Source organism: Pseudomonas fluorescens Q2-87, from assembly GCF_000281895.1.
Classification (GTDB): domain Bacteria; phylum Pseudomonadota; class Gammaproteobacteria; order Pseudomonadales; family Pseudomonadaceae; genus Aquipseudomonas; species Aquipseudomonas fluorescens_S.
Genome location: NZ_CM001558.1, coordinates 4,091,702 through 4,113,445 on the forward strand (window position 1 = coordinate 4,091,702; position 21,744 = coordinate 4,113,445).

Sequence of the window (21,744 nt, forward strand, 5' to 3'; positions counted from 1 at the left end):
TCATTTGTCGCGCGCGGTTGCCGCCTTCAAAAAGGCGAAGATCAACTAGGCTCAAACACTTTGAGAAACTGGAGCGCGGGCCTTGATGGCGTTTCCCGAGGGTTCGAGGCCATGCCCATGGTCGCGGCAAAAACGCAAGACCTGGTCTCCTCACACATCCTGGCACCTGTAACAGGTCACCGAATGCCCGTGCTAAAGGCCGATTCTACGAAACACATCACACTTTGCAAAGCAAGGTGATGGAATACGTGGTTGCCTAATGCGAAAATCTATCGTTAAGTTCTTGATTCTAAATGGGAATTGAGCGATGCGAATTTCAAGTTTGGGTCCGGCCATCAGACGCTACCGCAAAGTAGCGGGGCTTACTCAGGCTGAACTTGGCGAAAAAACCGGTTTTGACCCCAAAACCATCAGCCGTTTCGAAACCGGCACCTACACCCCCAGCGTCGAGGCGTTGTATCTGCTTGCCAACGTGCTGGATGTGCAGCTTAAAGTCTTTTTTGCCGACATGGACGACGAGGATGAACAGCGAGCGTACCTGTTCGGTGTCATTCACAGAGCCACCCCCAAGGATCTGGGGAAGCTGATCGCAGCGGTTGACCAGGCCTTGTCCAAGCCTTGATGTAGTCATGAAAAAGAGAAGCCAGTATACCTTCCGACCCTGCTGCTTCTGTTCGACGGCGGGTACCTGCGGCGTGACAACGCGCTCAGCCTGGAACACGTACTAGTCAAACTGCTGGCGAACATGTTGATGCAACATGTCATCGATGGCATGGAAACCGCCAGGGCAGGTTCTGTCTTCGGGAAAATTCCAAAGCTTGCCTTACGGCAGCGTTGCGCGGGATACGAGTGCCCGCCGACCGCCGGGATGGGGTCATGAGCAGAGCTTGGTAGACGATGCACACCGGCCAATTGAGAGGAATCAATAACCGGCTCAAGCACAATAAGCGCACGCCCGTGGCTAACGAACAGTGAGTTCCTTTTATATAAAGCGACTCTCCCTGCAAATCGCGAAGAACTTAAAACCACCGCTCGTCCGGACTGTCAGTTCTGACAGTAGACAGCAAATATGGCAAAAAAAATACTCACAGGGCAAGAAACCGCTAACTTCTTGCAGCGCCGCACCAACTCAGGCCATGTTTACTGGACAATCAAATGAAAACCAAATCAGTGACCGCATCAAATAAAACGCCCATGACCATCAGATCTTCTAAGGCGCTTTTATTGTCAAAGAGCTTGTATACCCGGACTGGCCTTACAAATCCAGAATGGAGACTGGTTGAAACCTGGCAAGTCGAGCCGTTTCTTTTCCCTACAACAACAGATATACGCCCTAACCATTATGGCTTAATAGTCGCCTACATCCCTGACTCAATCACTCTGAAAATGAGTGACCCAGAAACAGGGGCCATATTCGAAATAAAAAAATTTGGAGACCACGTTACTTATACATCAATGAACTCACAGGGGTCGGTCGCGACAGGCTTTGAGTGGGGCATCCTCGTATCCGTGGATCTTATCGTTGGCGGGCAAAGCCAGTCATCTCATAACAACAAAAACCAGTTTCATGAAGAAAATGACATCCAACACCTTATAGCAGTTGGCGAGGAACAAGGTTCCATTTTCAGCAATGCAAAAGAATCCGTCATCATTCCGAACACGACATATTTTTCATTTACAACAAATACCAGCTTGTATTTCTCCGCAGGCGAAAACCAAGCTAGCTCCATCCATCAAGTGATTAATGAGAAATTAGTAAAAGTAGAGAGCCGCATCCTCCGGGGCTATGCATCTACGGGAGGAAGATATGCCCTTACCGATAACGAGGACACGCTTTACCCTGACGGAATATCAATCTTGAATATAGATGATGGATTTTCGGAGAGTGTAGCTAAAATAGAATTCAACCATAACACCACCGACGGAACCGTTAAAATATCGGTACTGTCGAAAACAGTTAGAGTTTGTGAACTAAGAGAATCGATGATTGTATTTGCACTATAACTTCGGGAGTGAAACACCTCACCCAAGCACGGGCGTTTTCACCAGCAATAACCTGCGCTATCCCAGAAAATTTCAAAGCGAAAAGGATCATCCCGCTTCAGACTGACCGAAAGGCATCTCATAGACCTTACGAACGAAGGCCTGGGTGTTATGGAGGCAACCCCACCAGCCACACCCCGGCACACAATGTTCCCGCTGTGGCTGCTTCCTTCCGGATCTGACCAGGTTCACGGGTAATCGTTGCGGGGGGACCGATGGGGTCACCATAACGACGCCCGCCTGACGGCGAGCCGGGCCATTGTACCTATCTGACGAGAAGTTACAAGCGTTCGCGGCGGATAAAAAAACTGAAGATGTTCAAGTACTTGCTGTGAGCGCATCGCTTGCTAGCGATGACGTTGGCACATTCGACATGAATGCAAGCTGGCTCAGCGTTATCGCGAGCAGGCTCCCACAGGGGATCTGTAGTGATGCAAATCCCGAGGCCATCCAAAAACAACTGTGGGAGACTCTATGGTGCATGCATAGCCCTTAAATGCCTTTCGGCAGATATTCGCAACGGCTCGTTTGCACAGCTTTGCTTGAGGCTGACACGAGCCTGAACCAAGGCGCCCCGCGCCGAAGAAGACTTATAAGCCGGCGCGGTTCAGGAGTGCAGGTCATGCCCTTCGTTTTCAAGTAGCGGGCCAGCAGTCGAGCATCCAGCGCATCAGTTTTGGCCCGTACGTTCACGCCCTTGCGGTAATGGCTGAGCTCATAACCACCGACCATATGGATCACACAGCCGCCCCGCATGAACCAGATCGGTGAACTTCTGGTGATAGATGTTGCTGGCTTCGATGGCCACTCCCACTGGCGCGAACAAGGCCTTGAGCCATTTCTTGACCGCCGATTTGTTGTTGGGAATCGTCTCAAGCCGATCTCCCTTGGATGAACGGAGGAGGAGTGAAATCTCCCACGGCCTGTACTGCGCTAACAGTCAGAAGCAGACTTTGTCCCTTCTCCTCCCTTCAAGTCCTACCTTACAAGCGGGCTTGCTCACGAAAGCGCCGGCACACGCAACATGAACGCCTACACCCTACACTTTTAACTAACCCCGAATCATTGTCGACGTTAGATCCTAGCAGCAAGAGCGGCGAAAATTAATCTTTCGGCGACAGGATTGAACACTCAGAGGTCGTTATGCTTGAACAGCAATTAATCACGACGAAGTATTACAAACTACTACTGGGCAGAATGGTCCATACTCGCCATTAAGCGCCTGGGCCCGAACTTGAACATTGAAGTACACCGGCCTGGAGCCACCACTGACGCCTATTTCATGGCGGTACCAACCACGATGGTCCGGCCGGACTGTGGTGGCGGGGACAAACTGCCCCTGCCCAGTAGACACGGCGGTCACTCTGAACGTATGAGCGGCAATCTGGTCGGGGCGGACGTTATCCGATATTTGCCAGGCCAATATAATTGTGTAAGTGCTTTGTCCTGCCTGGGAAAGCCTCCGGGGCACATTGGGAATGGTCGTCGCCTTATCCATCTGATCGTGTTTCATAAAATTCTCCATAATAAATATAGCCATCATCCATGGCGGCCTTAGAGTAAAGGAAAGCTAGAATATAAAACCACCGTCAAAACAAATGGCATCACTTTAACTTCGTCCAGCCTCTTATCGAGCGTCGACTCTTTATCTGGCGAGCAAAACTTCCTGCTTGAGCAAACTACAACAGCACCCCATCCGCCCGACCACCCTCCTCCTGGATCACCAGATGGATGAAGTGCAGCTTGGTAATCACCGCGGCCGGTACGACGAATGGGTAGAAATCCGGTTGACCCATGCTGCGAGACAGTTCGTTGAGCATGCCGGCCAATTCGATCCAGGCGTTAACGAACGAGAGGAAGGCCGCACCGCCAGCGTGCCCGGAATCGTATAGGGTTTCGGGTGGGAACGGCTGGTAGTCGAAGTCCATTTCGCGGGCGCTCATGCCGAATCCCAGCGCGGTGTCCACTGCGTCCATCATGTGCAGGTAATGCGCCCAGGTTTCCGCCCAATCTTCCCAGGGATGCATAGTGGCGTAGGCGCTGACGTAACGGGTTTGCCAGTCCAGCGGCGCGCCTTGCTGGTAGTGGCGCTCCAAGGCGTCGGCATAGCTGGCGCGCTCGTCGCCGAACAGCTGGCGAAAGGGTTCGAGCCAGTGACCGTTGGCGATCAATCGATCCCAGTAGTAGTGCCCCACTTCATGACGAAAATGCCCAAGCAAGGTGCGATATGGCTCGCGCATCTGCTGGCGCACGTGCTCGCGATGAGCATCATCCGCCTCCTTGATATCGAGGGTGATCAGGCCGCTGGCATGGCCGGTCGTCGGCGGCGTGCCGTCAGGGTCAACGCCAATGAAATCGAAGGCCAGGCCGGTGTTTTCATCGACGGTTTTCGGAATGACCGGCAAACCGAGAGTGATCAGTTGCGCCACCATCCGGCGCTTGGCGGTTTCCACCTTGCGCCAACGCTCAGGGTTCTCCGGGATCGACAGGTCTGGAATGGTCCGATTCAGGCTACAGGCGATACACAAGGTGTCGCGCCCGTTGTCCGGCAGCAGCCAGTTGCATGACGCCGCCGTGTCGAGATTGGCGCAGCGGCGAAACAGCCCGGCTTGCGGGTCGGCGTCCAGGGTCCACGTGTCGGATCGTTCGCCGGGTTGCAAGGACGACAGGCGACTCTGCTCAGGCTGATAGCCCAGCGCCGCCAGGCAGGCCAGGCATTGGCTATTGCGGAAAAACAGCGACTGGCCGCAGCGACACGGCCATATCTTGCTGTTGCGTGAGCGGTCGCCCATGAAAGGTGCGGCGATGCGTGAGCTCAGTTGTTCGAAGAAGCGGTACATGGCGGTCTCTCCCTGGAGCCTGCAAGACTAGATCATCGCCACGTCCTGATCGTTCCGCGTCGCGTCAGACGGTTTTTACGACGGCTGCGCCGCCGAGCGGGAGCAAACTCCCTCGCCACACGACTAAACCGTGATCCCGTGCTGACCCAGGAAACCGACAAACGCTTCCTCATCCAGCACCTTCACCCCCAACTCATTCGCCTTGGCCAACTTCGAGCCCGCGCCTGGCCCAGCCACCACGCAGTGGGTTTTCGCCGACACCGAGCCGGCCACCTTGGCCCCCAGGCTTTCCAGCTTGTCCTTGGCGATGTCGCGGCTCATCAGTTCCAGCGAGCCGGTCAACACCCAGGTATGCCCCGCCTCAGGCAAGCCTTCGACCACTTTTTTCTCGCTCTGCCAGTGCATGCCAAAGTCGCGCAGCTGTTGTTCCGCCGCCTCGGCCTGCTGGCGATTGGCGTCGATGGCGAAGAACTCGCGCACGGCGTTGGCCTGCTTTTCCGGCAATGCCTGGCGCATGTCCAGCCAATCGGCATTCATCACCGCTTCGAGGGAGCCGAACTTGTCCGCCAGTTTCTGCGCCCCACCCGGCCCGACCGACGGGATATGCAGCTTGTCGAGAAAGCCACCCAGCGTGGTGCTGGCAGAAAACTCGGCACCCAACTCGCCTTGGTCCTGGATATCCATGCCATGGCGCAACAGATCCTTGATCACCAGGCGGTTATGCGAATCTTCGAAGAAGCTGTGGATCTCGTGGGCCACTTCCAGGCCAACGTCCGGCAAGTATGTGAGCACCTGGGGCAAGGCCGCCTGCACGCGCTCCAGCGAGCCGAGGGAACGGGCAAGCACCTTGGCGGTCTCCTCGCCCACGTCAGGAATCCCGAGGGCATAGATGAAGCGCGCCAGGCTCGGCTTTTTGCTGTCGTCGATGGCTGCCAGCAGATTCTTGCTCGACAACTCGGCGAACCCTTCCAGGTCGACCACCTGTTCGAAAGTCAGGGCATACAAATCGGCGGGCGAGCCCACCAGGCCTTCATCCACCAATTGCTCGACGCTTTTCTCGCCCAGGCCCTCGATGTCCATCGCCCGGCGCGACACGAAATGAATGATCGCCTGCTTGAGCTGGGCCCCGCAGGCCAAGCGGCCGACGCAGCGGTACACCGCGCCTTCGCTGATGGTTTCGCGGCCCTTGCTGCGCTTGATCAACTGCGTGCGCTCGACGTGGGAGCCGCAGACCGGACATTGCTTGGGAACCTCCACCGGGCGGGCATCGTCCGGGCGGCGCTCGGTGATGACTTGCACCACTTGCGGGATCACATCACCGGCACGCCGGATAATCACGGTATCGCCGATCATCAAGCCAAGCCGCGCCACCTCGTCCATGTTGTGCAACGTCGCGTTGGCCACCGTCACACCGGCGACTTTCACCGGCTTGAGGCGCGCGACCGGCGTCACCGCACCAGTGCGTCCGACCTGGAACTCGACGTCCAGCAACTCGGTGAGCTCCTCGGTGGCCGGGAATTTGTGGGCAATGGCCCAGCGCGGCTCCCGGGCGCGAAAACCGAGTTCGCGCTGGGAGGCGATGCTGTTGACCTTGAACACCACACCGTCGATTTCATAAGGCAACGCGTTGCGCCGCTCGCCGATGTCACGATAGTAGTCCAGGCACTCGTCAATGCCGTGGGCCAGCTTCAGTTCACGGCTGATGGGCATGCCCCAAGCCTTGAGCTGCTTGAGATTGCCAATATGCGTGTCGGCAATATCCGAGGTGACCTGGCCGATGCCATAGCAGCAGAATTCCAGGGGACGGTTGGCGGTGATGCGCGAGTCCAGCTGGCGCAGGCTGCCCGCCGCGGCGTTGCGCGGGTTGGCGAAGGTCTTGCCCCCCGCCTCCAGCTGCGTGGCGTTGAGGCGCTCGAAGCCGGCCTTGGACATGTACACCTCGCCGCGCACTTCCAACAGCGGCGGCCAGCCGTTGCCCTGCAACTTGAGGGGAATGTTGCGCACGGTGCGCACGTTGACGCTGATGTCTTCGCCGGTAGTGCCGTCACCACGGGTGGCTCCGCGCACCAGCATGCCGTCCTGATACAACAGGCTGACCGCCAAGCCATCGAGCTTGGGTTCGCAACTGTATTCCACCGCCGCACCGCCGCCCAATAGATCCCCCATGGGCAGGTCGAGGCCTTCGGTTACCCGGCGGTCGAATTCGCGCATGGTCGTTTCGTCGAAGGCGTTGCCCAGGCTGAGCATCGGGATTTCGTGACGCACCTGGCTGAACGCCGACAAGGCCACGCTGCCGACCCGCTGAGTCGGCGAATCACTGGTCACCAGATCCGGGTGCTGCTCTTCCAACGCCTTGAGTTCATGGAACAGGCGGTCGTACTCGGCGTCCGGAATGCTTGGCTCGTCGAGGACGTGGTAGCGGTAGTTGTGCTCATCCAACTCGGTGCGTAGCTGTTGGATACGGGTTTCGACGGCGTTCATGGGTGTTCTCTCATAAAGCAAAAGAGCAGCCTAGGCTGCTCGATTTTCTTGATTCATGGGGTGCTTTGCACCCCGGCGGGAGCAAGCTCCCTCGCCACATAAAGCTCTCTGACCGCGAGAGCCGTGCATCGATCAGCGCTTCTGGGTCAGCGCCCGGCGCTCGAATTCGACGATGCGCTGGCGGTAATGCTCGATAGTCTGGGCAGTCAGCACGCTGCGCTGGTCGTCCTTCAGTTCGCCGTTGAGCTCCTGGGACAGCTTGCGCGCCGCGGCCACCATCACATCAAAAGCCTGCTTGGGATGACGCGGGCCTGGCAGGCCGAGGAAGAAGCTCACCGCCGGCGTGCTGAAATGATCGATGTCGTCCAGGTCGAACACACCAGGCTTCACGGCATTGGCCATGGAAAACAGCACCTCGCCATTGCCGGCCATGCTTTCGTGACGGTGGAAAATGTCCATTTCGCCGAAACGCAGGCCGCTTTCCAGGATGTTCTGCAGCAATGCCGGGCCCTTGAAGCCGGCCGGGTCGCGACAGATCACACTGATCACCAGGACTTCTTCGGCCTGGGCCTGGTCCTTGTCGGCGCTTGGAACTTTGCTCTCGTCCGGGAAATCATTGTCACGGCTGCTAAAGCTTGGGCCGCCGTCCAGGTCCAGGTTGAGATTGAGGTCACCCTGGGACGGTTCGCTGTTGCGCTTGCCGCGCTTGGAACCCGATTCCCGTGGCTCGCGTGCCGGCGCGCTCATCGACGGCAGGTCGTGCTCGTCCAGCTGTGGTTCCTTGTGGGTGTCCAGCACCCGAGGTGGGCCCAGCAGTTCGGCGTTGCCATCGTCATCCGGCAGGTTCGACAGACTGCGATCAAGGCGAAACTTCAGCTTCCCCTTGCCGCCGCGCATGCGCCGCCAGCCGTCGAAAAGAATACCGGCAATGACAATGATGCCGATGACGATCAGCCACTCGCGCAGACCGATTTCCATGTAATCCCGTGCCTCTATAAAAATGCTGAAAAATAAGGGGCTTAGCTAATTGCAAACCGCTTTAAAACGTGGCGCCAACTCTATGTTCTGAATGGCGTTTTGCCCACGCATACGAAAAATTGACATTAAACTAGCACGACCAAAGATAACTTTACACCGTCTGTCGCATGGGCTTGTGTCCAATCTGTGATTTGAACAACAGGCCCAAGGGTAAAAAAGACCTACAACGTTACAGGTAGATGCCCTACAGCCCGGGTTTCAAGCATCCACCATTGCCATGGCCTCCTCCACATCCACCGCCACCAGCCGCGAACAGCCTGGCTCGTGCATGGTCACGCCCATCAATTGATCAGCCATCTCCATGGCGATCTTGTTGTGGGTGATGTAGATGAACTGCACCGTTTCGGACATTTCCTTCACCAGCCGTGCGTAACGGCCTACGTTGGCGTCGTCCAGTGGTGCATCGACTTCGTCGAGCATGCAGAACGGCGCCGGGTTCAATTTGAAAATGGCGAAAACCAAAGCCAGCGCGGTCAGCGCTTTTTCGCCACCGGAGAGCAAATGGATGGTGCTGTTCTTCTTGCCAGGAGGACGCGCCATGATTGTCACCCCTGTATCGAGTAAATCTTCGCCCGTCAGTTCCAAGTAGGCGCTGCCGCCACCGAAAACTTTTGGGAAAAGCGCCTGCAAACCACCGTTGATCTGATCAAAGGTATCCTTGAAGCGGTTACGGGTTTCCTTGTCGATCTTGCGAATAACGTTTTCCAGGGTATCCAGCGCCTCCACCAGATCATCGTTCTGGGCGTCCAGGTAGCGCTTGCGCTCGGACTGCTGCTGGTATTCGTCGATGGCCGCCAGGTTGATTGCCCCCAGGCGCTGGATGCGTTGGGCGATACGTTCCAGCTCTTCCTCGGCGTCCTTCTCGTTCGCCCCGGCAACGAGGGTGGCGAGGACGCCGTTCAGGTCGTAGCCGTCCTCCAGCAACTGGTCCTGCAACGCCTTGCGGCGCACGGTCAGGGCTTGCCACTCCATGCGCTGCTGTTCCATCTGGCCGCGGATCAATTGGGACTGTTGCTCGGCCTGGCTGCGGCGCTTCTCGGCGTCGCGCAGTTCGCGGTCGGCGTCCTCCAGGGCAATCTGTGCGGTCTTGAGTTCTTCATCGACACTCATGCGCTTGTCGAGCAGCTCTTCGAGCTTGAGGCGCAGCTCCTCCAGCGGTGCTTCGCCTTCCTCCAGATTGAGGCTCAACTGCTCGCGTTTTTCGGTCAGGCGTTCGGACTGCATTTCCAGTCGTTCCAATGCCTGACGCGTGGAATCGTACTGGGCCCGCAGCGAGCCCAGGCGCACCGCCAACTGATGGGCATGGTCCTTATGCTGGCGGGCTTCCTGGCGCACTCGGTCCAGGCGCTCGCGCAGGCTGTCGCGCTGGGCCAGCAACAGCTCGCGCTGCTCGGTGTCCAGCGCCATGGCATCGAGCGCGTCCTGCAATTGCAGGCGCGCCTCGCCAATCTGTTCATGCTCAAGCGCACGCTGCTCGCCAAGCTCGGCGATTTCTTCTTCGAGGCGGGTGCGACGCAGGGCCAGTTGTTCGACCTTGGCCTTGCCGGCCGACAACTGCGCCTTGAGCTCGCCTTGCTGGCGCGCTTCGTCCTGCAACAGCCGCCGCAGGTGTTCACGGCCGTTCTCTTGTTGACGCTGTTGCGCCCGCAGGTTTTGCAATTCGGTTTCCAAGGCTTCGACGCTGGCTTCACGTTCTTCGCGCTCGGCGCCCAGGCGCTGGATTTCCTGGCCCCGGGCGAGCATGCCGCTCTCGGCTTCGCTGGCCCGGCGCACCCGCAGGAAATGCCGGCCCACCCAGTAGCCGTCACGGCTGATCAGGCTTTCGCCCGCAGCCAATTGCCCGCGCAGGGCCAAGGCTTGCTCAAGACTCTCCACCGGCTTGACCTGTCCCAGCCAGGGCGACAGGTCGACTTGGGCCTCGACCTTGTCCAGCAGGCTGCTGGGCATGCGCACGCCATCGCCAGCCGGGCTGAGCAAGCGCAGGTCACCCTGGGTAAAACTTGAAAGATCGAAGCCGCCGAAATCATCAACCAGCACCGCTTGCAGATCCGCACCCAGTACGGTTTCCACCGCCAGCTCCCAGCCCGGATCGACTTTCAGCCCTTCGGCCAAGCGTGGGCGTTCGGCCAGGTGCTGGTCCCGCAGCCATTCGGCGGTGCCGGTGCCCGGGTCCAGCGCGGCCTGTTGCAAGGCTTCCAGCGAGGCCAGGCGACCGTTGAGCCGCTGCAGTTCACCTTGGGCCTGCTGCTGATTCTGCAGGGCCAGTTGCAAAGCCTGGCGCAGTTGCTCGAGCCGTTCGACCTGGGCGTCTTCGCTGGCCTGCAAGTCTTCGAGGGTGGCTTCGCTGGCCGCCAACTGCTCGCTCAGCTCGAGAATCGCCGCGTCTTCCGGGTCCGCCGCGAGCAAGGCGCGCTCTTCGGACAGGCGACGCTGGCGATCGGCCAAGCGCTCCATACTGGTTTCCAACTGCTGGATGCGCGACTGCTGCACCTCGGCCTGGCGCCGTGGCTCGGCCGAGGTCAGGTTGAAACTGTCCCACTGCTCTTGCCAGCCGTGCATGGTCAGCTCGGCTTCTTCCAGGGCAGCGGCCGCCTCCTCGGCGGCGGCGCTGGTGATTTCCTGCTCCGGCGTAAGCCTGTCCAGCTCTTCGCCGAGGGTCAGCAGCAATGTGCGGTCGTGGCCCAGGTGGGATTCGGTTTCCAGGCGCGCCCGTTCGGCTTCCTTCAAGTCGTCCTGCAACTGCCGCAGCCGCTGCTGGCCGTGTTGGATACTCTGTTCGACCCGGGCGATGTCGCCACCCACCGAATAGAAGCGCCCCTGCACCAGATTGAAGCGCTCGGACAGGTCGTGGTGGCCGTCGCGCAGGCGCTCGATGGCCGCATCGGCGTTGCGTTGCTCGGCCACCAGGGCCTCGAAACTGACCTCCTGGTTGCCAATGATCGCCTCGCGCTGGCCGACCTGCTCATCCAACGCCTGCCAGCGCAGGGCCGAAAGCTGGGCCTTGAGCTGGCGCTCCTCGCCTTTGTATTCCTGGTATTTCTTGGCGGCCTCGGCCTGACGGTGCAAGCGTTCGAGCTGACGCTCGAGCTCTTCACGCAGGTCGGTCAGGCGAGCGAGGTTTTCATGGGTGCGACGGATACGGTTTTCGGTTTCGCGGCGCCGCTCCTTGTACTTTGAAATGCCGGCGGCTTCTTCGATGAAGTTGCGCAGGTCCTCGGGCTTGGCCTCGATCAGCTTGGAGATCATGCCCTGCTCGATGATCGAATAGCTGCGCGGCCCCAGGCCAGTGCCGAGGAAAATATCGGTGATGTCGCGGCGTCGGCATTTGGTGCCGTTGAGGAAGTAACTGTTCTGGCTGTCGCGGGTCACTTTGCGGCGGATGGAAATTTCCGCATAGGCCGCGTATTCGCCGATCAGGGTGCCGTCGGAGTTATCGAACACCAGCTCGATGCTGGCTTGGCTGACCGGCTTGCGACTGGTGGAGCCGTTGAAGATGACGTCGGTCATCGACTCGCCGCGCAGATTTTTTGCCGAGCTCTCGCCCATCACCCAGCGCACGGCGTCGATGATGTTCGACTTGCCGCAACCGTTGGGCCCGACCACCGCCGCCATGTTACTGGGGAAGTTCACCGTGGTCGGGTCGACGAAAGATTTGAACCCCGCCAGTTTGATGCACTTGAGCCGCACGGTCAGGCCTTCGTCAGGGCAGAGACCACCAGGTCGCAACTGCGCTGGGCATAGGCCGTCAGCACAATGCGAATCTGCGGCAGATCACGGGCCAGCACGGCGACGAGCAGGCGCTGGAACAGGTCGAGGAATTCGCTCATCTCGGCCTTGCGCTGTTCCAGGGCGAGGAAATAGGCACGGCTCATGGCAGGTTGCAGGTTCTCGACGGTTTCCTGCAAGTACGGGTTGTTGGCGAACGGATACGCGGCGCGCATCACGCTGAAGCTTTCGTCGACGAACGTACGGATGTCCTGGCGTTCATAGGCGTCCTTGAGGCGCTGCTGGATTGCCATGAACGGCGCCATGTCGGCCTGCTCCTGCCAGCCATGGGCCACGGCGTTGCCCAACAGGATGTACAACTCGCTCATCAGCGTGCAGAGGCTGCGCACGTTATGTTCAGTGAGCTCGGTGACGTGCGCGCCACGACGCGGCAGGATCGCGATCAGGTGGCGCCGCTCCAGGATCAGCAAGGCCTCACGGACCGAGCCGCGGCTGACATTGAGCGCCAGCGTGACCTTCTGCTCCTGGATGCGCTCTCCCGGCTTCATTTCGCCACGAATGATGCGTTCAGCGAGGTGGTGGGCGATTTGCTCAGCGAGGCTGTCCGGGGCCTTGAACGTCATGGTTGTCCTTCAAACTCTTCGATCTGCATAAGCGGCGCAGTGTAGCGCACTCGATACGTCATGGCGCAGGGCCTGCACGGGGTTTTTGGCACGATATAAGCAATTTTTTCAGTGCTCCGCCCATGTGGGAGCGGGCTTGCTCGCGAAGAGGCCAGTTCGTCCGCAAGAAATCTTCCGACAGAAATGCCGCCTTCGCGGGCAAGCCCGCTCCCACAGGGATTTGCGCTTAACTGATGGATAGGACATCGCTAAAGAACCAATACCTTGAATCCGTTGTTCATCGACCAAACGAACTTTCCTGACCCTCAAGTCAGAAAATCATTGACCGAAAAGTCAGAACTGATAAATTCAGTCCACGTCGATAAAACAATAATGAGTCTGCGAGGCCTTCCGTGATCCAGTTTTTACTCAACCAGGAACTCCGTAGCGAGCATGCCCTGGACCCGAACCTGACCGTGCTCAACTATTTGCGCGAACACGTCGGTAAATCCGGTACCAAAGAAGGCTGCGCCAGCGGCGACTGTGGCGCGTGCACCGTGGTGGTGGGCGAACTGCATACGGACGAAGCCGGTGCAGAGCGTATGCGCTATCGCAGCCTCAATTCGTGCCTGACGTTTGTCTCGGCCTTGCACGGCAAGCAATTGATCAGCGTCGAAGACCTCAAGCACCAGGGCCAATTGCACAGCGTCCAGCAGGCGATGGTCGATTGTCATGGTTCGCAATGCGGCTTTTGCACGCCAGGTTTCGTCATGTCGCTGTTCGCCCTGCAAAAGAACAGCGAGCAACCCGACACTCACAAGGCCCACGAGGCCTTGGCCGGCAACCTCTGCCGCTGCACCGGCTACCGGCCGATCCTGGCCGCCGCCGACCAGGCCTGCTGCGGCAAGCAGCCGGACCAGTTCGACGCCCGGGAAGCCGAGACCATTGCCCGCCTCAAAGCCATCGCCCCGACCGAAACCGGCGAACTCAACAGCGGCGACAAACGCTGCCTGGTACCGCTGACCGTCGCCGACCTGGCCGACCTCTACGATGCTTACCCCCAGGCGCGCCTGTTGGCCGGTGGCACCGACCTGGCCCTGGAAGTCACTCAGTTCCACCGCACCCTGCCGGTGATGATCTACGTGGGCAACGTCGCCGAACTCAAGCGCATCGAGCGCTTCGACGACCGCCTGGAGATTGGCGCCGCCACCGCCCTTTCCGACTGCTACGAAGCCTTGAAGGCTGAATATCCGGACTTTGGCGAGCTGCTGCAGCGCTTCGCCTCGCTGCAGATTCGCAACCAGGGCACACTGGGCGGCAACATCGGCAATGCCTCGCCGATCGGCGACTCGCCGCCCCTGCTGATCGCCCTCGGCGCGCAGATCGTGCTGTGCAAGGGCCAGACCCGCCGCACCCTGGCGCTGGAAGACTATTTCATTGATTACCGGGTCACCGCCCGCCAGGAAAGCGAATTCATCGAAACGATCATCGTGCCCCGGGCCTGCGCCGAGCAATCGTTCCGCGCCTACAAGGTTTCCAAGCGCCTGGACGACGACATCTCTGCCGTGTGCGCGGCATTCAACCTACGGATCGACAACGGCATCGTCCATGACGCCCGCGTGGCCTTCGGCGGCATGGCGGCGACGCCCAAACGCGCCAAGCATTGCGAAGCCATCCTGATCGGTGCGCCGTGGAACGAGAGCACTGTCGAGCGCGCCTGCGCAGCCCTGGCCGAGGACTTCACGCCGCTCTCGGATTTCCGCGCCAGCAAGGAATACCGTCTGCTCAGCGCCCGCAACCTGTTGCGCAAATACTTCATCGAACTGCAAACACCGCACATCGAGACTCGGGTGACCGCTTATGTCTAACCATCACGCCGTAGAGAAGACTCAAGCCGAACTCGCCGAGCTGTTCGCCCGCGACCTGACCACTGGCGTAGGCCGCAGTGTCAAGCATGACAGCGCCGCCAAGCATGTGTCCGGCGAAGCCCAATACATCGACGACCGCCTCGAATTTCCCAACCAACTGCACGTTTACGCCCGGCTGTCGGACCGCGCCCATGCCCGCATCATCCGCATCGATACCGCGCCCTGCTATGCCTTCGAGGGCGTGCGCATCGCCATCACCCATGCAGACATCCCGGGGCTCAAGGACATAGGCCCACTGTTGCCCGGCGATCCGTTGCTGGCCATCGATGACGTGCAGTTCGTCGGCCAACCCGTGCTGGCCGTGGCCGCGAAAGACTTGGAAACCGCGCGCCAGGCCGCGATGGCGGCCATCGTCGAATACGAAGACCTGGAACCGGTGCTGGATGTAGTCGAAGCCCTGCGCAAGCGGCATTTCGTGCTCGACAGCCACACCCACCAGCGCGGTGATTCAGCCACGGCGCTGGCGAGCGCCGAGCATCGTATCCAGGGCTCACTGCACATCGGTGGCCAGGAACACTTTTATCTGGAAACCCAGATTTCCTCGGTGATGCCCACCGAGGACGGCGGCATGATCGTCTACTGCTCGACCCAGAACCCCACCGAAGTACAGAAATTGGTGGCCGAAGTGCTGGGCGTGTCGATGAACAAGGTCGTGGTAGACATGCGCCGCATGGGCGGCGGTTTTGGCGGCAAGGAAACCCAGGCCGCCAGCCCGGCGTGCCTGTGCGCAGTCATCGCCTACCTCACCGGCCAACCCACCAAGATGCGCCTGCCGCGAGTCGAAGACATGCTGATGACCGGCAAGCGCCACCCCTTCTACATCGAATACGACGTGGGCTTCGACGGCAGCGGACGCCTGCACGGCATCGCACTGGAACTGGCCGGCAACTGCGGCTGCTCGCCGGACCTGTCGGCGTCGATTGTCGACCGGGCGATGTTCCATGCCGATAACGCCTATTACCTGGGCGATGCGACCATCAACGGCCATCGCTGCAAGACCAACACCGCCTCGAACACTGCCTACCGGGGCTTCGGCGGGCCGCAAGGCATGGTCGCCATCGAAGAGGTGATGGATGCCATCGCCCGGCACCTGGGGCTCGATCCGCTGGCGGTGCGCAAGGCCAATTACTACGGCAAGACCGAGCGCAACGTCACCCACTACTATCAGACCGTCGAGCACAACATGCTCGAGGAAATGACCGCCGAGCTTGAGCACAGCAGCCAGTACGCCGAACGCCGCGAAGCGATCCGTCGCTACAACGCCAATAGCCCGATCCTGAAAAAAGGCCTGGCGCTGACCCCGGTGAAATTCGGTATTTCGTTCACGGCCAGTTTCCTCAACCAGGCCGGCGCGCTGATCCACGTCTACACCGACGGCAGCATCCACTTGAACCATGGCGGCACCGAAATGGGCCAGGGTTTGAATACCAAGGTTGCCCAAGTGGTGGCCGAGGTTTTCCAGGTAGAGATGGATCGCGTGCAGATCACTGCGACCAATACCGACAAGGTGCCGAACACCTCGCCCACCGCCGCCTCCAGCGGCGCCGACCTGAACGGCAAGGCGGCGCAGAACGCTGCCGAAATCATCAAGCAGCGCTTGGTGGAGTTCGCCGCGCGGCAATACAAGGTCAGCGAAGAAGACGTAGCTTTCCACAACGGTCACGTGCGAGTGCGCGACCACATCCTGACCTTCGAAGGGTTGATCCAGCAGGCGTACTTCGCCCAGGTCTCGCTGTCGAGCACCGGCTTCTACAAGACACCGAAAATCTACTACGACCGCAGCCAGGCCCGTGGCCGGCCGTTCTACTACTACGCCTATGGCGCGGCGTGCGCCGAGGTGATCGTCGACACCCTCACCGGCGAGTACAAGATGCTGCGCACCGATATCCTCCACGACGTCGGCGCGTCACTGAACCCGGCCATCGACATCGGCCAGGTGGAGGGCGGTTTCATCCAGGGCATGGGCTGGCTGACCATGGAAGAGCTGGTGTGGAACGACAAGGGCAAGCTGATGACCAACGGCCCGGCCAGCTACAAGATCCCGGCGGTGGCCGACATGCCGCTGGACCTGCGGGTCAAGCTGGTGGAAAACCGCAAGAACCCCGAAGACACGGTGTTCCATTCCAAAGCCGTGGGCGAACCGCCGTTCATGCTCGGCATCGCCGCGTGGTGCGCCATCAAGGACGCCGTGGCGAGCCTGGGGGATTACCGGCATCAACCGAACATCGATGCGCCGGCGACGCCGGAGCGGGTGCTGTGGGGGTGTGAGCAGATGCGGCAGTTGAAGGCCGCGAAGCCTGTGGAAGCCGAGGTCGAGTTGGCTCCGCTCTAAGACCGAGGCGTGGCCTTCGCGAGCAAGCCCGCTCCCACAGGAGACCGCGATCCACTGTGGGAGCGAGCCTGCTCGCGAAAGCGGCCGAACAGAAAAAGAGAGGTCGAGGTAATTATGTACAACTGGATCAGCGCCCTCGCCGACCTGCAAGACCGCGGCGAACCCTGCGTGCTGGTGACGATCATCGAAGAACTCGGCTCAACACCGCGCAACGCCGGCTCGAAAATGGTCATCAGTACCCGCCAGATCTTCGACACCATCGGTGGCGGGCACCTGGAATACAAGGCCATGGAGATCGCCCGGCAGATGCTCGCCAGCGGCCAGCAAACCACCCATCTGGAACGCTTCAGCCTGGGCGCCAGCCTTGGCCAGTGTTGCGGCGGCGTCACCGTATTGCTGTTCGAGCCCATGGGCCAGGTGCAGGCGCAGATCGCTGTGTTCGGCGCCGGCCATGTTGGTCGCGCCCTGGTGCCGTTGCTGGCGAGCCTGCCCTGCAAGGTGCGCTGGATCGACTCGCGGGAAGCTGAGTTTCCCGAGCACCTGCCCCACGGCGTGCGCAAAATCGTCAGCGAGGAGCCGCTGGATGAGGTCGACGAACTGCCCGCCGGCAGCTACTGCATCGTCATGACCCACAACCATCAGCTCGACCTGGAATTGAGCGCCGCGATTCTCAAGCGCAACGACTTCGCCTACTTCGGCCTGATCGGCTCGAAGACCAAACGGGTGAAGTTCGAGCATCGCCTGCGCGACCGCGGTTTCAACAGCAGCACTCTGCAGCGCATGCGTTGCCCGATGGGCATCGGCGAAGTCAAAGGCAAGTTGCCTGTGGAAATCGCCATCTCCATCGCCGGCGAAATCATCGCCACCTATAACGCCGATTTTGGCCAGCACACCACGCGCGCCGAACCGATTGCCAAGCTGCTGCCGGCCTCGCGTCGCAGCCAGGCGAACCGTTGAACAATCGTTGAGAATCCCCATGCCCCTGACACGCAAAGCCTACCGCGCCGCCCTGCTCCACAGCCTCGCCGACCCTGCCGAAGTCGGCATCGAGGCGTCCTACGAATATTTCGAAGACGGCTTGCTGGTGGTGGAAAACGGCCAGATCAGCGCCATCGGCCACGCCCGCGATTTGCTGCCGACCCTGCCAGCGGAGATCGAAATCAGCCACTACCCGGACGCGCTGATCACCCCCGGCTTCATCGACACGCACATTCATCTGCCACAGACTGGCATGGTCGGTGCGTATGGCGAGCAACTGCTCGACTGGCTCAACACTTACACCTTTCCTTGCGAAAGCCAGTTCGCCGACAAGGCCCATGCCGATGCCGTGGCCGATATTTTCGTCAAGGAACTGCTGCGCAATGGCACCACCACCGCGCTGGTTTTCGGCAGTGTGCACCCGCAGTCGGTGAACTCGTTTTTCGAAGTGGCCCAGCAATTGGATCTGCGGATGATCGCCGGCAAGGTGATGATGGACCGCAACGCCCCGGACTATCTGGTGGACACCGCCGAGTCGAGCTACACCGAAAGCAAGGCGCTGATCGAACGCTGGCACGGCAAGGGTCGTCTGCATTACGCCGTCACCCCGCGCTTCGCCCCCACCAGCACGCCGGAACAACTGGCCCTGGCCGGTCAGTTGCTGAGGGAATATCCCGACCTGTATATGCAAACCCACATCAGTGAAAACCTGCAGGAAGTGCAGTGGGTCAAGGAATTGTTCCCTGAGCGCAAAGGCTATCTGGACGTCTACGACCACTATCAGCTGCTCGGCGAGCGCTCAGTCTTCGCCCACGGTGTGCATTTGTGCGACGACGAATGCGCACGCCTGGCCGAGACCGGTTCGGCCATCGCGTTTTGCCCGACCTCGAACTTCTTCCTCGGCAGCGGCCTGTTCAATTTGCCGATGGCCGAAAAGCACAAAGTCAACGTTGGGCTGGGTACGGACGTGGGGGGCGGCACCAGTTTTTCGCTGCTGCAAACCCTGAACGAAGCCTACAAGGTCATGCAGCTACAGGGCGCACGGCTGAGCCCGTTCAAGTCGCTGTACCTGGCCACCCTTGGCGGTGCCCGGGCATTGCGCCTGGAAGACAGGATCGGGACTCTGCAAGCGGGCACCGATGCGGACTTCCTGGTGCTGGACTACAACGCCACACCGCTCTTGAGCTATCGCCTGAAGCAGGCACGGGACATTGCCGAGCGGCTGTTTGTGTTGATGACGCTGGGGGATGACCGGACGGTGGCGCAGACTTATGCGGCGGGTCGGCTGGTGCATCAGCGATAGAGTTTTTTCGCCTATCAGACCGCTTTCGCGAGCAAGCCCGCTCCCACATTTGATCGGCATATGTCATGACAACACGGTCGAATGTGGGAGCGGGCTTGCTCGCGAAGGGCGCGACTCGGTGCCGCTGACTTCACTCAATCAGAGCTTGGCCGTCGAACGCCCTGGCTTCTTGCTCTGCAGCAGGTGCGAGAACACCGCATGCAAATCGTCCGACGCGCTTTCTTCGTCGAGGTTGAGCTTGCTGTCGATGTGGTCCATGTGATGCATCATCAGGTCCACCGCCAGCGTGGCGTCGCGGGCTTCGATGGCATCGATCAGTTGGGTGTGTTCGTCGTAGGAACAGTGGGAACGATTGCCGCTTTCGTACTGGGCGATGATCAGCGACGTCTGGGACACGAGGCTGCGCTGGAAGCTGATCAGTGGCGCGTTCTTCGCCGCTTCGGCCAGCTTGAGGTGGAACTCGCCCGACAGGCGGATGCCGGCGCCGCGGTCACCGCGGGAGAAACTGTCGCGCTCGTCGCTGACCATCTGCCGCAGTTCGGCCAACTGCTCGGCGGTGGCGTGCTGTACCGCAAGCTCGGTAATCGCACGTTCTACCAGGCGCCGGGCCATGAACACCTGGCGCGCCTCTTCGACGCTCGGGCTGGCCACCACGGCGCCGCGATTGGGTCGTAGCAACACCACCCCTTCATGGGCCAGGCGTGACAGCGCCCGACGAATGATCGTGCGGCTGACTCCGAAAATCTCCCCCAGTGCCTCTTCGCTCAACTTTGTACCGGGCGCCAGGCGTTGTTCGAGGATGGCCTCGAAGATATGCGCGTAGACAATATCGTCCTGGGTTCCGCTGCGGCCGGCTTTACCAGCACGCGGTTGTTTCTTGAGGGGCTGCAACTGTTCGTTCATGGGCACTCGAGTCGGAAAAACTGCGGCGAATTGACCGTGACTGTAATACGGCACAGCGGGTCGCTGGCAAGTATCGCGTAAAAAACACGGCGATTGTACACAACCTCTGATGGCAACACGACTGTACGGCTGTTTGCGGGCATGGCTGTATTGCAATTGGCTACTGGGTTGAGTTTAGGCTTAAACCCAAATCCGTGGCTCCCGGAGCCCGGCTAATTTACAACAAGGACCACCGCCCACCATGACCGACGTCACGACCGCGCCACTTCGTCCTCTGGCCGACACATCGCCCTCAGCTATCGTGGCCGGATTCATCGCGATGATGACCGGCTACACCAGCTCCCTGGTGCTGATGTTCCAGGCCGGGCAGGCAGCGGGGCTGACCAGTGGGCAGATCTCTTCATGGATCTGGGCGATTTCCATTGGCATGGCGATCTGCTCCATCGGCCTGTCGCTGCGCTACCGCACCCCGATTACCATCGCTTGGTCCACCCCCGGCGCGGCACTGCTGATCACCAGCCTGGGCGGCGTGAGCTATGGCGAGGCCATCGGTGCCTATATCACCTGCGCGATACTGGTGACCATCTGCGGCCTCACCGGCAGCTTCGAACGGTTGGTCAAGCGCATCCCCGCGTCGCTGGCGGCAGCCTTGCTGGCGGGCATCCTGTTCAAGATCGGCAGCGAGATTTTCGTCGCCACCCAACACCGCACCGGCCTGGTGCTGGGGATGTTCTTTACCTATTTGATCGTCAAGCGCCTGTCGCCACGCTATGCCGTGCTGGCGGCGCTGTTGATCGGCACGGGGCTGTCCGGCCTGTTGGGGCTGCTGGATTTCAGTAGCTTTGCCCTGGAAGTGGCGACGCCGGTGTGGACCACACCGCACTTTTCCCTGGCGGCCACCATCAGCATCGGCATTCCGCTGTTCGTGGTGGCAATGACGTCGCAGAACATGCCCGGCATCGCCGTGCTGCGGGCCGACGGCTATACCGTGCCGGCCTCGCCATTGATCACCACCACCGGCATCGCCTCGCTGCTGCTGGCACCGTTCGGTTCCCACGGCATCAACCTGGCGGCCATCAGCGCGGCCATCTGCACCGGGCCGCACGCCCACGAGGACCGCAACAAGCGCTACACGGCAGCGGTCTGGTGCGGGATTTTCTATGGCATTGCCGGGGTGTTCGGCGCAACGCTGGCGGCACTGTTCGCGGCCTTGCCCAAGGAACTGGTGTTATCAATCGCCGCGCTGGCGCTGTTCGGGTCGATCATCAATGGCTTGACCATCGCCATGAGCCAGGCCAAGGAGCGGGAGGCGGCACTGATCACCTTCATGGTCACGGCATCGGGAATGACGCTGTTTTCCATCGGTTCGGCGTTCTGGGGGATTGTCGCGGGGGTGTTGACGTTGCTCATCCTGAACTGGCGCAACGCCTGATAGCTTAAAAGCTTCGCGAGCAAGCCCGCTCCCACAGAAGTGATGTGAACGACACATATCCACTGTGGGAGCGGGCTTGCTCGCGAAGGCGGCCTGGCAAGCAACGCATAAATGGCAGGCACAAAAAAACCGGCGCCC

Annotated in this window: 13 protein-coding genes, 1 other RNA gene and 1 pseudogene; 7 read left to right on the plus strand and 8 right to left on the minus strand. The window is 60.1% G+C overall.

Going from position 1 to position 21,744, the window contains the following annotated elements; translation table 11 throughout:
• Nucleotides 1-307 precede the first annotated feature (307 nt).
• A complete protein-coding gene (locus tag PFLQ2_RS09765; RefSeq protein ID WP_003183516.1) occupies nt 308-622 on the plus strand; it encodes a helix-turn-helix domain-containing protein in 315 nt (104 codons plus the stop codon).
• Between the two features lie 533 nt (nt 623-1,155).
• Nucleotides 1,156-2,004, plus strand: coding sequence for a hypothetical protein (locus PFLQ2_RS30005; RefSeq protein ID WP_152632792.1), 849 nt, complete (start codon nt 1,156-1,158; stop codon nt 2,002-2,004).
• Nucleotides 2,005-2,164: 160 nt separating this feature from the next.
• Here PFLQ2_RS30005 and ffs read toward each other — a convergent pair.
• The 7 genes and pseudogenes from ffs to PFLQ2_RS09740 all read right to left on the minus strand — a co-directional run bounded on the left by ffs (nt 2,165) and on the right by PFLQ2_RS09740 (nt 12,751).
• Nucleotides 2,165-2,261, minus strand: an RNA gene (ffs, locus tag PFLQ2_RS28390) — signal recognition particle sRNA small type.
• Nucleotides 2,262-2,560: 299 nt separating this feature from the next.
• Nucleotides 2,561-2,956 (minus strand): annotated as a pseudogene (locus PFLQ2_RS31045) (IS110 family transposase); the annotation flags it as partial.
• A gap of 766 nt (nt 2,957-3,722) precedes the next feature.
• Complete coding sequence (locus PFLQ2_RS09760; RefSeq protein WP_003183517.1) at nt 3,723-4,883, minus strand: zinc-binding metallopeptidase family protein; 1,161 nt, start codon at nt 4,881-4,883, stop codon at nt 3,723-3,725.
• A 123-nt stretch (nt 4,884-5,006) separates the two neighbouring features.
• On the minus strand, nt 5,007-7,364 hold the full coding sequence (gene ligA, locus PFLQ2_RS09755; RefSeq protein ID WP_003183519.1) for an NAD-dependent DNA ligase LigA: 2,358 nt from the start codon (nt 7,362-7,364) through the stop codon (nt 5,007-5,009).
• Nucleotides 7,365-7,496: 132 nt separating this feature from the next.
• Nucleotides 7,497-8,342, minus strand: a complete 846-nt coding sequence (zipA, locus tag PFLQ2_RS09750; protein WP_003183521.1) for a cell division protein ZipA — start codon at nt 8,340-8,342, stop codon at nt 7,497-7,499.
• Between the two features lie 258 nt (nt 8,343-8,600).
• Entirely contained in the window at nt 8,601-12,089 is a 3,489-nt protein-coding gene (gene smc, locus PFLQ2_RS09745; protein WP_003183522.1) for a chromosome segregation protein SMC, read from the minus strand.
• 2 nt (nt 12,090-12,091) lie between these two features.
• Complete coding sequence (locus tag PFLQ2_RS09740; RefSeq protein WP_003183524.1) at nt 12,092-12,751, minus strand: GntR family transcriptional regulator; 660 nt, start codon at nt 12,749-12,751, stop codon at nt 12,092-12,094.
• A gap of 392 nt (nt 12,752-13,143) precedes the next feature.
• Here PFLQ2_RS09740 and xdhA point away from each other — a divergent pair, with 392 nt between their 5' ends.
• From xdhA to guaD, 4 genes are all read left to right on the plus strand, one after another.
• The gene (gene xdhA / locus PFLQ2_RS09735; protein WP_003183525.1) at nt 13,144-14,598 is read left to right on the plus strand and encodes a xanthine dehydrogenase small subunit; all 1,455 of its coding nucleotides are present in this window, start codon (nt 13,144-13,146) and stop codon (nt 14,596-14,598) included.
• Nucleotides 14,591-16,990 carry a xanthine dehydrogenase molybdopterin binding subunit gene (gene xdhB / locus PFLQ2_RS09730; protein ID WP_003183526.1) on the plus strand — a complete coding sequence of 800 codons (2,400 nt, stop codon included), beginning with the start codon at nt 14,591-14,593 and terminating at the stop codon, nt 16,988-16,990. Before xdhA ends, xdhB begins: the two co-directional genes overlap by 8 nt.
• 114 nt (nt 16,991-17,104) lie before the next feature.
• Nucleotides 17,105-17,947: a xanthine dehydrogenase accessory protein XdhC gene (gene xdhC, locus PFLQ2_RS09725; RefSeq protein WP_003183528.1), complete on the plus strand. Its 843-nt coding sequence runs from the start codon at nt 17,105-17,107 to the stop codon at nt 17,945-17,947.
• A 19-nt stretch (nt 17,948-17,966) separates the two neighbouring features.
• Nucleotides 17,967-19,271, plus strand: coding sequence for a guanine deaminase (gene guaD, locus PFLQ2_RS09720; protein WP_003183529.1), 1,305 nt, complete (start codon nt 17,967-17,969; stop codon nt 19,269-19,271).
• 138 nt (nt 19,272-19,409) lie between these two features.
• On the opposite strand, the gene PFLQ2_RS09715 is transcribed toward guaD, so the two are convergent.
• Nucleotides 19,410-20,174, minus strand: coding sequence for a GntR family transcriptional regulator (locus tag PFLQ2_RS09715; RefSeq protein ID WP_003183531.1), 765 nt, complete (start codon nt 20,172-20,174; stop codon nt 19,410-19,412).
• Between the two features lie 241 nt (nt 20,175-20,415).
• Between PFLQ2_RS09715 and PFLQ2_RS09710 the strand changes: the two genes are divergently transcribed.
• The gene (locus PFLQ2_RS09710) at nt 20,416-21,606 is read left to right on the plus strand and encodes a benzoate/H(+) symporter BenE family transporter (protein WP_003183533.1); all 1,191 of its coding nucleotides are present in this window, start codon (nt 20,416-20,418) and stop codon (nt 21,604-21,606) included.
• The last annotated feature ends 138 nt before the right edge of the window (nt 21,607-21,744 follow it).

Excerpts from the sequence above, each read along its gene's own strand:
- PFLQ2_RS09765 (WP_003183516.1), top strand. The coding sequence starts at position 308 with ATGCGAATTTCAAGTTTGGGTCCGGCCATCAGACGCTACCGCAAAGTA.
- PFLQ2_RS30005 (WP_152632792.1), top strand. The coding sequence starts at position 1,156 with ATGAAAACCAAATCAGTGACCGCATCAAATAAAACGCCCATGACCATC.
- PFLQ2_RS09760 (WP_003183517.1), bottom strand. The coding sequence starts at position 4,883 with ATGTACCGCTTCTTCGAACAACTGAGCTCACGCATCGCCGCACCTTTC.
- ligA (WP_003183519.1), bottom strand. The coding sequence starts at position 7,364 with ATGAACGCCGTCGAAACCCGTATCCAACAGCTACGCACCGAGTTGGAT.
- zipA (WP_003183521.1), bottom strand. The coding sequence starts at position 8,342 with ATGGAAATCGGTCTGCGCGAGTGGCTGATCGTCATCGGCATCATTGTC.
- PFLQ2_RS09740 (WP_003183524.1), bottom strand. The coding sequence starts at position 12,751 with ATGACGTTCAAGGCCCCGGACAGCCTCGCTGAGCAAATCGCCCACCAC.
- xdhB (WP_003183526.1), top strand. The coding sequence starts at position 14,591 with ATGTCTAACCATCACGCCGTAGAGAAGACTCAAGCCGAACTCGCCGAG.
- xdhC (WP_003183528.1), top strand. The coding sequence starts at position 17,105 with ATGTACAACTGGATCAGCGCCCTCGCCGACCTGCAAGACCGCGGCGAA.
- guaD (WP_003183529.1), top strand. The coding sequence starts at position 17,967 with ATGCCCCTGACACGCAAAGCCTACCGCGCCGCCCTGCTCCACAGCCTC.
- PFLQ2_RS09715 (WP_003183531.1), bottom strand. The coding sequence starts at position 20,174 with ATGAACGAACAGTTGCAGCCCCTCAAGAAACAACCGCGTGCTGGTAAA.
- PFLQ2_RS09710 (WP_003183533.1), top strand. The coding sequence starts at position 20,416 with ATGACCGACGTCACGACCGCGCCACTTCGTCCTCTGGCCGACACATCG.